We start from the raw sequence: 12475 nt of genomic DNA on the forward strand, positions 1-12475 counted from the left end.
CCGGGGCTTAGGTACCTGGTCGCAGGTCCGGTCCGTGAAGGCCTCCTTGAGGGACCCTGGGTCCCTCAAGGAGGCCTTCACGGACTTGGGGAAGAGTTAGACGGCTTCCATCAGCAGCTTCGCCGCCACATCGACGCCATCCGTCCGCACCTCACCACCGACTCGAGCAGCGCTCGAAGCGACCTCGGGCCGGAGCACCTCCGCCAGCGCGGAGGCCAGCGACTCCGCCGTCGGTTCCCCCGTGATCGAGGTCCCCACCCCCAGATCCCGGACCCGCCGCGCGAAATACGGCTGGTCGAACATCTGCGGGACGAGCACCTGCGGCACCCCGGCCCGGGTCGCCGCCGTGGTCGTACCGGCGCCGCCGTGGTGCACGACCGCCGCGACCCGGGGGAAGAGCGCCTGCTGGTTGACGTCCCCGATGGCGACGCAGTCGGGTTCGTCGTCGATCAGCGCCAGTTCGGTCCAGCCGCGGAACACGATCGCCCGCCGCCCGTGCGCCCTCGCCGCCTCGATCATCGCCTTCGCGATCTCCTCCGGAGCGCGGATGCTCCCGAATCCGAAGTAGATCGGCGGTTCCCCGTCGTCGAGGAACGCCTCCAGTTCCGGGGACAACGGGCTGTGGTCCGGCAGGATCCAGGCGCCGGTCTGGTGCACGTCCAGCGCCGACGGTCCCCGCCACGGCGCCAGCACCGGATCGGCGGCCAGCCACGGCTGCTCGGTGAAGATGTGCCCGCGGACGTCGTCGACCGGCGGCAGGCCGAGCAGTTTGCGTTGCGCGTCGAGCACGTCGCCCCATTGCCGGTTCCACCGTTCCGCGTCGTCGGCCCACAGCGCCGGGATGGCGGCATCGGGATTCTTCGGCGCCCATCCCGGGAAAACGGGCGGACGATGGTGCAGGGAAGGCAGCGTTATCGGGCAGTAAGCGGTGAAGAAATACGGAATCCCTTTCCGTTCCGCCACCGAATGGGCGGCGATGTTCAACGCCATTCCCGCGACGACGGCATCGCAGCCCTCGGCCACGTCCGGCATCGTCTCGAACTGGTCGACGACCATGGCTTCGGCCATCGCGCGCCGCCCCTCGGGAGTGGCCATCGCCTTGGTCATCGCGGAATCCGGCTTCGCTGTGGACCGGAGTTCCGGCCCCAGCGGGGCAAAGGAGATCCCGAGGCCTTCGGCCCATTCACGGAAATCCGGCGGCGCGCACAGCCGGACCTCCTGGCCGAGTTCCCGCAATCGCACCGCCAGTGCCACCAACGGCTGTACCTCACCCCTCGTCCCGATAGTGGACAGGAGTACACGCATGGGAATCCCCCTTCGACAAAACGTGAAGGCACGAATTGTGGACCGGGAATGGGGGCTTGCCGCAAGTCCCCCTGTCCGCTATACCTTTAAAGGGGCAGGGGGAAACGTTTCTACGCGGGGTACCAGCCCAAGATCGCTTCGACGACTCCCGCCGGATCCTCCAGCGGCGTCAGATGCCCCACCTCCGGCAATACGACCAGTGTCGCGTCCGGCAGCGTCTCCACCAGGGTGTTCGCCGCTTCCAGCGGGGTCAGGCCGTCCTCTTCGCCGACCACGACCAGCGCCGGCACGTCGGCCGACCTCAGTGTTTCGATCGAGTCGGGCCGTGCCGCCATCGCGCGCGCCGCCCACGCGATCCCCGCAGGCGGCTGCGAAGTGATCAGTTCGCGAAGTCGTTCGGAGACTTCCGGAGCGGCCTTCCCCGAGATCAAGCCGGGCGTGACGGCTTCGGGCATCCACCCGGCGCCTTCCGCTTCGACCCGTGCCGCGACGTCGTACCGGGCCCGCGCGGCTTCGGCGGTGTCGGCCGTCGCCTTGGTGTCGAGGAAAACGAGGCCGCCCACGCGTTCCGGTGCGACGCGCAGCACCGCCATCGTCAGGTACCCGCCCATCGAGCAGCCGCCGAGGACGACCTTGTCGAGTTCGAGCCTGTCGAGCAACGCCACGACGTCGCGGGCGGCATCGTCCAGGCTCGGCTCCCGGCCGGTTTCCGGCAACGGGCTGCGGCCGAGGCCACGCTGGTCGGGGGTGATCAGCCGCAGGCGTTCGACGAGGGGCGCTCGCACCCCGTCCCACATGCGGGCGTCGACGGGGAAGGCGTGCAGCAGTACCAGCGGGAGATCCTTCATGGCGATAATTCTGTCGCACCCGGACGCTACCGTCAGATCCGTGCTGACAGAGATCAAGACGGAGAGGCTCCTGCTGCGGAGGCTGCGCGAGGCGGATCGCGAGAACATCGTCGCGCTGCAGGCCGATCCCGAAACGAACAAGTTCAACCCGGTGCCGCACACCGTCGAGGGCTCGAACGTGCTTTACGACGCCTGGATGAAGCAATGGGCCGAGCACGGTTTCGGCTACCTCACGGTGTCCGCTTCGGACGATCCGGAGGTGATCGCCGGCTTCGGCGGCGTCCGGTATCACGAATGGAACGGCGAGCGCGTGCTGAACCTCGCGTACCGCTTTTGGCCGTTCACCTGGGGCAAGGGCTACGCGACAGAGATGGCGGGCGCCGTCGTCGAATGGGCGGAGCGGGAGATCCCGGACGTCCCGGTGATCGCCAACATCATGGTGTCCAACAAACCGTCGATCCGGGTCGCCGAGCGGCTCGGCTTCAAGATCCACACGAAGGAGGAATTCGAGGGCGCACCCTCACTGCACCTGCGGCGCTGAATCACCAGCGGCCCGGACGCCGCCGGGATCGCGCGTCCCAGCACGCCTTGTGCCAATGGCGGCGGTCGGCGACACCGCCGGTGTCGTCGGCGGGCCAGACGACCAGATGCGGGGTCCCCGGCCGGATCTCGTGGTCGCAGCCGGGACAGCGGTAGTCCTTGGTGGCCTGGGCGCCGGGCACGGTCCGGACCAGCCACTCGCCGTCCTTGGCCGATTCGGAGCGCGCCCAGCCGGTCGACGCGCCGAGGTCGGGGCGTCCACCGCGTTCGGGCCGGTTACGTCGAGGCACGTCCGAGACGGTATCCGGCGAGCCTCACCGGTCGCCGAAGTAGGCGCCCGGCGTCACACCGACCGCCCGGCGGAAGGCGACGACGAACGCGCTCGGCGAGGAGTAGCCGATCCGGCGGGAGACCGCGGTCAGTGGCATGCCCTCGGCCAGCAACGGCAGCGAAGCGCGCAGCCGGGCCTGGACCCGCCACGCGCCGAACGTCGTCCGGCATTCGGTGAGGAACAGCCGCGCGAGCGTGCGTTCGCTCGCGCCCACGTCGCGCGCGAAATCCGTGAGGTTGCGCCGGCCCGCCGGATCGGCGACCACCGCCCGCGCGACGGTCAGTGCCCGCTCGTCGGACGGCATGGGCACGGTGATCGGCACGACGTCCACCGGTTCGAGCAGGTCGAACGCGACGGCCTCGGCCCGGCGTCGCGCGTCTTCGGTGAGGTCGGCCGAGCCGAGGTGATCCAGCAGTTCCCGCAGCAGCGGCCGGACGGCGACGAGCGTCGGCGCGAGCCAGTGCACCGGGCACCGGTCCCGAGCGGCGTAGATGCCGCGCAGCACGGTTTGCGCGGTGGCGCCGGTGCGGTGGACGACCCCGGCCGGGATCCACAGCGCCCGCGTCGGCGGCAGCACCCAGTACCGCTCGCCGACGTTCACGCTCAGGATCCCCCGCGCCGCCCAGGCGAGCTGGTGGCCGTCGTGCTCGTGCCACGGGAGCCACGTGCCGGCGGGCAGGTCCATCTCGCCGAGCACCATCGCCGTCGACATCGGGGGCAGGAGTCCGATTTGCGACATCACTTGGCAGCCTATCGCCTATCGGTCACCGTTAGCTTCGAATTCATGCCGATGAACCTGGTGCACCGCAAACTCTGCAGTTCCGCGCTGTGGGCGAAAGCCGTCGCCGCCGAGATGCCGGGCAACATCGCCGGCTACGACCTCGGCGATTCCGTACTCGAAGTCGGACCGGGCTTCGGCGCGACCACCCGGGCGCTCGCCGGGCTCGTCCCCCGGCTCACCGCCGTCGAGATCGACGAGGCGTCGGTGGGCGTCCTCAAGCGGGAGTTCGACGGCCGCGTGCGGATCGTCCACGGCGACGGCGCATCGATGCCCTTCGAGGACGGCGAGTTCTCGGCGGTCGTCTGCTTCACGATGCTGCACCACGTGCCGACGACGGCACTGCAGGACGCGATCTTCGCCGAGGCGTTCCGGGTGCTCCGGCCCGGCGGTGTCCTGCGGGCGATGGACAGCCTGGCGAATGCGCCGTTCCGGCTCCTCCACATCGGCGACACGATGAACGCGCTCGACCCGGTTTCGGTCTGGCCCCGGCTCCAGGACGCCGGATTCACCGGTATCAAGGTCGACCACGTCCCGAAGCGCTCCGTGAGCTTCTCCGCGAGGAAGCCGGATTGACGCGTTTAGTCCTCTGGATGCGGTAGTTGCACACGCAAGGACCGCATCCAGAGGACTGAACGCGGGCTAGCCGCGCGCGAGGACCAGGGGGACGAGCTGTTCGGCCGGGGTGAGCGAGCCGTGCTGACCGACCATCGAGGACTCGACGGCCTCGGCAAGCTCCCGTACGAGCCCGAATCGCCCCTTCGCCGCCACGACGACGTCGCCGATCCGCGGCCGGACCCGGTCGGCGACCGGTCCGAACCAGCCCGCGTCGACGGCCTCGTCGCGCGAGAGGGTCCACGCCCGGTCGCCGATCACCTCACGCCAGGCCGCCAGCACGTCGGCCTCCGCCCCCGGTTCGCAGTAGACGTGCCGTGCCCGGACCTCGCCTCCGATGGCCCGGACGCCGCCGAGCAGCGCGGGCGTCTCGTCGATGTCGAGCGCATCCTCGACGGTCACCATGCCGTGGTCGGCCACGACCGCGAGGAGCGCGCCGGACGGCAGGCCGTCCACAAGGGACTCGACCAGCTTGTCGACGTGCCGCAGCTGCATCCGCCACGGTGACGAGCCCGGACCGTAGATGTGGCCCAGCATGTCGAGTTCGCTGTGATAGCCCCAGCAGAACGCCGGCCGCGCCTCGAGGCAGCGCAGGATGCAGGCGGCGAGGTCGCCGAGCGCGTGGACGCCCACATAGCGGGCGCCGGATTGCGTCGCGCGGGTGAGCGCGGTGTCGGAGAACTTCGCCGACGAGACCACGCTGGTCGTGATCCCGGCTGCCGCGGCGCGCTCGAACGTCGTCGGCAGGGGTTGCACCTCACGCGGCGGCAGCGCCCCGCGAAGGTCGCCGCCGTCCACATGACTGGACCAGCGCAGCGCGTTCAGGACGCCCGCCCCCGGGACTTCGAAGCTGTAGCCGACCAGGCCGTGCTCCCCCGAGGCCAGCCCCGTGCCGATCGCGCCGAGGCCCGCCGCCGTCGTGGCCGGGAAACCGACCCGCAGCGGCGACTTCGCCAGCTGGGTGAGCACGGGCGCGTCGGCCGCGTGCTCGGCCAGCAGTTCCCAGCCGAGGCCGTCGATGAGCAGGACGCAGGCGCTGGAGGCCTCGGACAGGCTCAGCGAGTTGGCGAACCCGGCGGCGCCGAGGGCGGAAAGGACGGACGGGACGACTTGGCCGAGATGCGGCACCTTCGCCGCGACAGGCAGTTCCACCCGGCCAGCTTGCCATCCCGGCGGACGAAAGGAGATGGGATGATGCCGGTATGCCGACTTACGCCTACCGCTGCCGCGAATGCGCCGGGACCTTCGAACTGCTGCGGCCGATGAGCGAGTCCGGTGCGCCCGCGCCGTGCCCGGAAGGCCACCAGGACACCGTCAAGCTGCTGACGACCGTCGCGCTGACCGGATCCGCGTCCGGTCCCGCCCCCGTTCCCGCAGGTGGGGGCGGCGGTTGCTGCGGAGGCGGCTGCTGCGGCTGACCACTCGATCGGGTGGCGCACCGTGTGATCGCCCGAACGGCGGGTACCCCCCTCCCACCAGTCTGGAACCTCCAGTCGTGGGAAGGGAGAAGCCCAGTGGCCACATCAGCACTGGCGGCCGTCGATTTCGGTCAAGGCGTGTCCAGCGCCTGGAGTTCGGTCGCCACGTTCGTCCCGAAGCTGCTCGCGTTCCTGGTCATCCTGTTCATCGGCTGGCTGATCGCCAAGGCGATCGCGAAGGCCGTGAGCCTGGTCCTCGAGAAGGTCGGGTTCAACCGGCTCCTCGAACGCGGGGGCTTCAAACAGATGCTCGCGCGGGGCCAGTTCGACGCGTCGAACATCATCAGCAAGATCGTCTACTACGCGATCCTGCTGATCGCCCTGCAGTTCGCCTTCGGCGTGTTCGGCCCGAACCCGGTGAGTTCGCTGCTCAACGAGATCGTCGCCTGGCTGCCGCGCGCCATCGTCGCGATCATCATCGTGGTGATCGCGGGTGCGATCGCCAAGGCGGTCAAGGACCTGGTGGGCAACGCCCTCGGCGGCGTTTCCTACGGCAAGGTGCTCGCCACCATCGCCTCGGTGTTCATCTGGGGTCTCGGTGCGATCGCCGCGCTGAACCAGATCGGCGTGGCCACCGCGGTCACGCTGCCGGTGCTGATCACCGTGCTCGCCACGGTCGGCGGGATCGCCGTCGTCGGTGTCGGCGGTGGCCTGATCAAGCCGATGCAGCAGCGCTGGGAGACCTGGCTCAACCGGGCCGAGTCGGAGATCCCGGCCGCGAAGGCGCAGGCCGAGGCCTATCAGCGGGGCCGGGAGGACGCGAGTCGCTCCGGTGACGTGCCGACCGAGCGGACGACCGCTCACCAGCCGGTGTCCGCCGGGCACCACGCGGCCGACCCGAACGCGATGGGCCAGCCGCACCAGCAGTTCCCGACCAGCCAGGGTCAGGTGCCCCCGCACCAGGATCCCGGCCAGCGGCCCCCCGGCGGGTCAATGCCCCCTCCGCCGGAGTACCGCTGACCTGCAACGGGAGCGGGTGGGGTGTCCGGCCGCCCTACCCGTTCCCGGTCGGCTGAGTGCGCCGGTCGTCCATCGTGGCGGCCAGCGAACACACGCCGACCAGGCGAGCGGTCAGCCAGTCACTGGTGTTCCAGGCGGACAGATCGGCCGGAGCGCGGAACGTCCAGCCCTTGGTCTTGGCCTCGTCCAGCAGCCCTCGCGTGTAGCCCGCGAGAAGCACCACCCCGGCGACAGCCGCCGAACCTTCGACCCCCGCCGCGAGGATGTCGCGTACCGCCGCGGAGTGCTGATCGAAGACGGCCGACAGCCCGGGAAGGGCCGCCGCCGCGGCGAGTCCGGCGACGCCGATCTGCTCGTGAAGCCGCGAAAGCGTGCTACGAGCCGAAGATTCCACCCAGGACGAAACCAGATCTTTCACCCGACCAGGTTAGCCAGGCGAGCCGATTTGTCGACATCCCGGTGACCATGATCGCAGTGATTCAGCACGCCTTGAGTGCCTGGTCCAGGTCGTGCCAGAGATCCTCGACGTCCTCCAGGCCCACCGACATGCGGATGAGCCGGTCGGTGACGCCCGCTCCGTGCCGATCGTCCTCGGCGACGATCCGGTGGCTGATCGACGCGGGATGCTGGATGAGCGAGTCCACGCTGCCGAGGCTGACGGCCGGGGTGATCAGCCGGACCGCGCCGATGAGCGCGTGCGGATCGCCCTCGACCTCGAACGCGATCAACGGACCGCCGACACTCGGATAGTGCACCGCGCTCACGTTCGCGTGCCCGCGAAGCCGCTCGACGAGTTCGGCGGCCGTCGCGGACGCGGCGTTGACGCGCAGCGGAAGGGTCGAGAGGCCGCGAAGCAGCATGTACCCGGCCAGCGGGTGCAGCACGCCGCCGGTGGCGAACCGGATCTGCCGCAACATCCCGGCATCCTCGGCGCTACAGGCGACCACACCGCCCATGACGTCGCCGTGGCCGCCGAGGAACTTGGTGGCGCTGTGCAGGACGAAGCGGGCCCCGTGACGCCCGGGCCGCTGGAGCACGGGAGTCGCGAAGGTGTTATCGACCAGCACGGGGACATCGCCCGCCGCGCGCACGATCTCGGCGATGTCGACCTCGCGCAGGGTCGGGTTCGCCGGCGTCTCGAGCAGTACCAATCCGGTGTCGGGACGCAGCGCCGCGGCGACGCCCGCCGGATCCGCCCAGGTCACTTCAGTGCCGAGCAAGCCGGACGTGAGCATGTGGTCGGTGCAGCCGTAGACCGGCCGGACGGCGACGACGTGCCGTTTGCCCTGCGCGACGGCGGCGAGCAGCGAAGCCGACACGGCCGCCATGCCGGTGGCGAAAGCGACGGCGTCTTCGAACCCTTCGAGCTCGGCCAGCGCCTTCTCGAACCGCTCGACGGTCGGGTTGCTCAGCCGTCCGTAGACCGGGAGCCCGGACAGCGAGCCCGAGGTGGCGAACTCGTCGATGCGGGCCGCCTCTTCGACACTGTCCCGCGACGGGTAAGTCGTGGACAGGTCGAGCGGTGCGGCGTGGACGCCGAGGTCCGTGAGATCGTCACGGCCGGCGTGGACGGCCCGGGTGCGCAGCGTTGCGGTCATACCGAGATGGTGCGATTTTCTTCGGATCGAAAGCAATATCCTCGGATATCATTCGCAGATGCCGGATTCTGTCGAACTGAGTACGGTCGACCTGCGGATTCTGCGGCTGCTGCAGAACGACGCCCGGATCTCGAACAAGGATCTGGCGGCCGAGGTCGGCGTCGCACCTTCGACCTGCCTCGACCGCGTCAACCGGCTGCGCGAGCTCGGGGTGATCGTCGGCCAGCGCGCGGAGGTGGACGCCGCGAAACTCGGCCGCCCGCTCGAAGCGCTCCTGTTCGTGCAGGTCCGCCCGCACCGGCGGACGCTGGTGGACGCGTTCGTCGAGCATCTGCTGGCCCTGCCCGAGGTCCGCGCCGTCTACCACCTGACCGGACCGGACGACTTCCTCGCGCATGTCGCCACCGCTTCGGCGACCGAGCTGCAACGGCTGGTGCTCGACGAGCTGACCGCCCGCGACGAGGTCGCCAGGGTGCACACGAACCTGGTCTTCCAGCACTGGAGCGGGGGACCTTTGCTCCCGCCGGGCTAGGCGCCGTCCCGCGGCACCGCGCGGCTGTGTCCACACACCGATCTCGCGTGACCCGGCTCCGCACACGCGAGTTACGGGTCTGATCACGCGAGTGCGGAGTTGCGTCCGAGGCGCCGCCTAGTCGACGCGGACCTTGAACGGATGGGTGACGTCGGCGGGGCAGGTGAAGATGTTCAGCGCTCCCCTGCGGTGGAACGACCAGCCAGCCGGTTCGTCCTCCGCGACCTCACAGCCACAGCCGACCTCGTGTTCCTCCGTGGCCAGCGAGATCGTCTGCCGCAGCTCGGCACCGCATTCCCGGCAGCCCAGCTCGTGGCGACCGGTCGCGTACCAGGCCGTCCAGCCGCCGATCTTCGAGTAGTGGTCCAGCTCCGGCCAGCCCTCCGGATCGTCGCTCGCGCCTTCGGGGATGCCGAGCGCGGCGCGGGTCTCCGGTGGGAAGTCGCACAGCCGGGGCAGTTCGTCGATCGAGCACGGCTCGAACACGCACGGAACCGGCAGGAAGTCGGCCTGGGCCTCCTCGGGAGCGGGCGGCGGGTCCGCGATGTCCCCGACCTCGCCGGAATCGCGCCACACCAGCCGGACCGCGGGCGCCGAATGATGCGGGCTGTCGTGCTCGAGCGGGCAGAACAGGATCTGCAGGACGTCGGTGCCCTCGGGGAAGGGCAGCTCCGGGAAGTCGTCGCGGAAGAACTGCGCCGCGCTGACCATCACCGGGACCGGACCCTCGAGCGGATGTCCGCCCGCCCACGCGTCGTCGGACGCGTCCGGGTCGGGAGGCCAGGTCACGGGGCATTCCGGCCACGGCTCATCCGACGGCCAAAGCAGCGGGCCGCCGAAGTGGCTCTCGTCGGGGCGAGGCTCGCCCGGCGCGGGGTGCAGCCGGATGGCCGTCCGGACCAGGTCGTTCAGGCCGGGGATGGGGACCCCGCCGTATGTCAGCTGACGCACCCACGGGAGCTTAGAGGTCCGGCAGCGGATCTTCAGGTTTTGCCGCACTCCGCGAGATCTCCGCGTCCGCGGCGTGGACGACCGAGATGTACTCGTCGTCGATCTCGTAGACGACGCCGTTGAACTCGAACCACGGATTGCCGCCCGTCTCCACGGGCCCGATCCGATGGTTTCGCAGGGTCGTCGCGATGACGCGTTTCGGCGACTTCCTGCTCAACCGTCCGGTCGTCATGATCGTGATCGTCTTGCGGGTCACCGCGAAGAACACGCAGGGATTGGCGCTGCCGAAGATGTCGGCTGGGAACACGTACTGGATCTCGTCGTCCGGATCGAGGAGTTCCTTGATCCGTTTCCTGACCCCCGAGGAAACCGGCATGCTTCCAGGCTACCCAGCCCGGTCACCTCTCGTGAGTGGTACGGAACACCCGCCTCGACGATGAAGGAATCGGGACACTCAACGTCCCGATTCCTCCACGCTCGAACCTGCCGCGGTGAGATTCCGGTGTCATCGAGCTCCGAGACCGGAGCGACCCTCGACTACCTCACCTCACCTTCGCCCTGGTCACGCGTAGGTAAGCAAATACCGGCCCGCTCTAACCGTCCTTACCACTCGCGAGGTGCTGCCTGGCGCGGCACGGTCAGTACTGATCGCTCGTGGCCGATGTCCCCGGTGTGCCCGCTTGCGGACGGGGTTCCCGTCCTGCAGAGCTCACGAGGCCTCACCTGGCCGAGTAGTCCTTGAATCCCTTCCCCGTCTTCCGCCCGAGCCGCCCGGCGGTCACGAGGTGCTCCAGAAGCGGCGCGGGCGCGAAGCCCTCTTCGCGGAACTCGTTGAACAGGGTCCGCTGAATCGCCAGCGAGACGTCCAGCCCGACGACGTCGAGCAGTTCGAACGGGCCCATCGGCAGGCCACAGCCCACCTTCATGGCGGTGTCGATGTCGTCGGCCTCCGCGTAGTGCGCCTCGAGCATCTTCACCGCGTCGTTGAGGTACGGGAACAGCAGCGCGTTGACGATGAACCCGGCCCGGTCGCCACAGTGCACCGGATGTTTGCCCACCGCCCCGCAGACGGCGTCGACGGTCGCGATCACGTCGGGCGCGGTGGCGATCGTCGAGACGACCTCGACGAGTTTCATCACCGGCGCGGGGTTGAAGAAGTGCACCCCCACGACGTCCGACGGCCGCGAGGTGGCGGCCGCGCATTCGATGACCGGCAGCGAGGACGTGGTCGTCGCCAGGACCGCGCCCGGTTTCACGACGTCGTCGAGAGCGGCGAAGACGGCCTGCTTGACGGCGAGGTCCTCGGCCACCGCCTCGATGACGAGGTCGACGTCGGCCAGCTCGTCGAACTCCACCGCGGGCGAGATCCGGCCGAGCGCGGCGGCGGCGTCTTCCTCGGACAGCCGGCCCTTGACGACGGACTTGTCCAGCGACTTCTTCACCCGCGCGACCGACGCCGCGGCCTTCTCCGCGCTCCGCGCCCGCAGGATGACCTCGTAGCCGCGTTTCGCGAACACCTCGACGATGCCTGTCGCCATCGTCCCGGTCCCGACGACACCGACCTTCCGCACCTCCCGCGGCGCGACGGTGTCCACTGTGGACGCCGTGACCGCGTCGGTCACCGTCGGCGAATCCGGTTCGTCGTAGGTGTAGAAGCCCTGCCCCGTCTTCCGGCCGAGCAGCCCGGCGGTGATCATCTGCTTCAGCAGCGGCGCCGGCGCGTGGAGCCGGTTGCGGGACTGGTGGTACATCGTATCGAGGATCTCGTACGCGGTGTCCAGCCCGATGAGGTCGAGCAAAGCCAAGGGCCCCATGGGATATCCGCAGCCGAACCGCATCGCCGCGTCGAGATCCTCACGCGTGGCGTAGCGCTGCTCGTACATGCGCACGGCGTGGTTGAGATACCCGAACAGCAGCGCGTTCGCGATGAACCCGGCGCGGTCGCCGATCACCACCGGCGTCTTGCCGAGACGTTCGGCGAACGCGACGACGTCGGTGACCACGTCCGGCTCGGTCACCACGGTGCGGACGATTTCGACCAGTTTGAGGATCGGCGCCGGGTTGAAGAAGTGCATCCCGACGACCTTGCCCGGCCGCGCGGTGTGCACCCCGATCTCGGTGATCGACAGCGAGGAGGTGTTGGACACGAAGATCGTGTCGGCGCCGGTGATCTTGTCCAGCTGCGCGAACACGTCGGATTTCGCTTCGAGGTTCTCGGGGATCGCCTCGATCACCAGGTCCACATCGGACAGTTCGGCGAGTGACGTGGTGTACCGGATCCGGCCCAGCAGCTCGTTCCGGCCGTCGGCGTCGAGTTTGCCGCCCGACACCGCCCGTTCGGTCGAATGCTCCAGATGACCCCGGCCCCGGCGCACGCCGTCATCGTCGATCTCCACCGCGACGACGGACACACCGCTGCGCGCGAGCACCTCGGCGATCCCGGCACCCATGGTGCCGAGACCGATGACTCCCACACTCGAGATTTCCCGCGCCACAACCGGCCTCCGGAGGTTACTCGCTGGTAGTTTCCCCGATCGTG

Annotated in this window: 15 protein-coding genes; 5 read left to right on the top strand and 10 right to left on the bottom strand. The window is 69.4% G+C overall.

The features are described 5' to 3' along the window. Nucleotides 1-96 precede the first annotated feature (96 nt). Nucleotides 97-1305: a glycosyltransferase gene (locus HDA45_RS12485; RefSeq protein ID WP_184894846.1), complete on the bottom strand. Its 1209-nt coding sequence runs from the start codon at nucleotides 1303-1305 to the stop codon at nucleotides 97-99. A 110-nt stretch (nucleotides 1306-1415) separates the two neighbouring features. Next, entirely contained in the window at nucleotides 1416-2153 is a 738-nt protein-coding gene (locus HDA45_RS12490) for an alpha/beta fold hydrolase (RefSeq protein WP_184894848.1), read from the bottom strand. A gap of 40 nt (nucleotides 2154-2193) precedes the next feature. On the opposite strand from HDA45_RS12490, the gene HDA45_RS12495 reads away from it, so the two are divergent. After that, nucleotides 2194-2694: a GNAT family N-acetyltransferase gene (locus tag HDA45_RS12495; protein WP_343072058.1), complete on the top strand. Its 501-nt coding sequence runs from the start codon at nucleotides 2194-2196 to the stop codon at nucleotides 2692-2694. A gap of 1 nt (nucleotide 2695) precedes the next feature. Here HDA45_RS12495 and HDA45_RS12500 read toward each other — a convergent pair whose 3' ends face one another. Together HDA45_RS12500 and HDA45_RS12505 are read right to left on the bottom strand one after the other, a co-directional pair. Continuing rightward, a complete protein-coding gene (locus HDA45_RS12500; RefSeq protein ID WP_184894852.1) occupies nucleotides 2696-2983 on the bottom strand; it encodes a hypothetical protein in 288 nt (95 codons plus the stop codon). Nucleotides 2984-3007: 24 nt separating this feature from the next. Further along, the gene (locus HDA45_RS12505) at nucleotides 3008-3763 is read right to left on the bottom strand and encodes an AraC family transcriptional regulator (RefSeq protein ID WP_246480686.1); all 756 of its coding nucleotides are present in this window, start codon (nucleotides 3761-3763) and stop codon (nucleotides 3008-3010) included. A 51-nt stretch (nucleotides 3764-3814) separates the two neighbouring features. Between HDA45_RS12505 and HDA45_RS12510 the strand changes: the two genes are divergently transcribed. Then, on the top strand, nucleotides 3815-4378 hold the full coding sequence (locus tag HDA45_RS12510) for a class I SAM-dependent methyltransferase (protein WP_184905548.1): 564 nt from the start codon (nucleotides 3815-3817) through the stop codon (nucleotides 4376-4378). Nucleotides 4379-4444: 66 nt separating this feature from the next. Here HDA45_RS12510 and HDA45_RS12515 read toward each other — a convergent pair whose 3' ends face one another. Further along, on the bottom strand, nucleotides 4445-5569 hold the full coding sequence (locus HDA45_RS12515; protein WP_184894855.1) for an alkaline phosphatase family protein: 1125 nt from the start codon (nucleotides 5567-5569) through the stop codon (nucleotides 4445-4447). Between the two features lie 50 nt (nucleotides 5570-5619). Between HDA45_RS12515 and HDA45_RS12520 the strand changes: the two genes are divergently transcribed. Together HDA45_RS12520 and HDA45_RS12525 are read left to right on the top strand one after the other, a co-directional pair. Beyond that, nucleotides 5620-5835, top strand: coding sequence for an FmdB family zinc ribbon protein (locus HDA45_RS12520; RefSeq protein ID WP_184894857.1), 216 nt, complete (start codon nucleotides 5620-5622; stop codon nucleotides 5833-5835). A 96-nt stretch (nucleotides 5836-5931) separates the two neighbouring features. Then, nucleotides 5932-6855 (top strand): mechanosensitive ion channel family protein, encoded by a 924-nt coding sequence (locus HDA45_RS12525; protein WP_184894859.1) that lies wholly within the window; start codon nucleotides 5932-5934, stop codon nucleotides 6853-6855. A gap of 34 nt (nucleotides 6856-6889) precedes the next feature. Here HDA45_RS12525 and HDA45_RS12530 read toward each other — a convergent pair whose 3' ends face one another. Both HDA45_RS12530 and HDA45_RS12535 read right to left on the bottom strand, forming a co-directional pair. Next, nucleotides 6890-7273 (bottom strand): DUF6401 family natural product biosynthesis protein, encoded by a 384-nt coding sequence (locus HDA45_RS12530; RefSeq protein ID WP_184894861.1) that lies wholly within the window; start codon nucleotides 7271-7273, stop codon nucleotides 6890-6892. Between the two features lie 61 nt (nucleotides 7274-7334). After that, the gene (locus HDA45_RS12535; protein WP_184894863.1) at nucleotides 7335-8453 is read right to left on the bottom strand and encodes a trans-sulfuration enzyme family protein; all 1119 of its coding nucleotides are present in this window, start codon (nucleotides 8451-8453) and stop codon (nucleotides 7335-7337) included. A gap of 58 nt (nucleotides 8454-8511) precedes the next feature. On the opposite strand from HDA45_RS12535, the gene HDA45_RS12540 reads away from it, so the two are divergent. Continuing rightward, the gene (locus tag HDA45_RS12540) at nucleotides 8512-8985 is read left to right on the top strand and encodes an Lrp/AsnC family transcriptional regulator (protein ID WP_184894865.1); all 474 of its coding nucleotides are present in this window, start codon (nucleotides 8512-8514) and stop codon (nucleotides 8983-8985) included. 117 nt (nucleotides 8986-9102) lie between these two features. Here HDA45_RS12540 and HDA45_RS12545 read toward each other — a convergent pair whose 3' ends face one another. The 3 genes from HDA45_RS12545 to HDA45_RS12555 all read right to left on the bottom strand — a co-directional run bounded on the left by HDA45_RS12545 (nucleotide 9103) and on the right by HDA45_RS12555 (nucleotide 12431). Beyond that, nucleotides 9103-9936: a YwqG family protein gene (locus tag HDA45_RS12545; RefSeq protein WP_184894867.1), complete on the bottom strand. Its 834-nt coding sequence runs from the start codon at nucleotides 9934-9936 to the stop codon at nucleotides 9103-9105. A gap of 10 nt (nucleotides 9937-9946) precedes the next feature. Continuing rightward, nucleotides 9947-10312: a hypothetical protein gene (locus HDA45_RS12550; RefSeq protein ID WP_184894869.1), complete on the bottom strand. Its 366-nt coding sequence runs from the start codon at nucleotides 10310-10312 to the stop codon at nucleotides 9947-9949. Nucleotides 10313-10655: 343 nt separating this feature from the next. Further along, nucleotides 10656-12431, bottom strand: coding sequence for a 3-hydroxybutyryl-CoA dehydrogenase (locus HDA45_RS12555; RefSeq protein ID WP_184894871.1), 1776 nt, complete (start codon nucleotides 12429-12431; stop codon nucleotides 10656-10658). Nucleotides 12432-12475: the final 44 nt, after the last annotated feature.

The organism is Amycolatopsis umgeniensis (assembly GCF_014205155.1).
In the GTDB taxonomy this organism is placed as follows: Bacteria; Actinomycetota; Actinomycetes; order Mycobacteriales; family Pseudonocardiaceae; genus Amycolatopsis; species Amycolatopsis umgeniensis.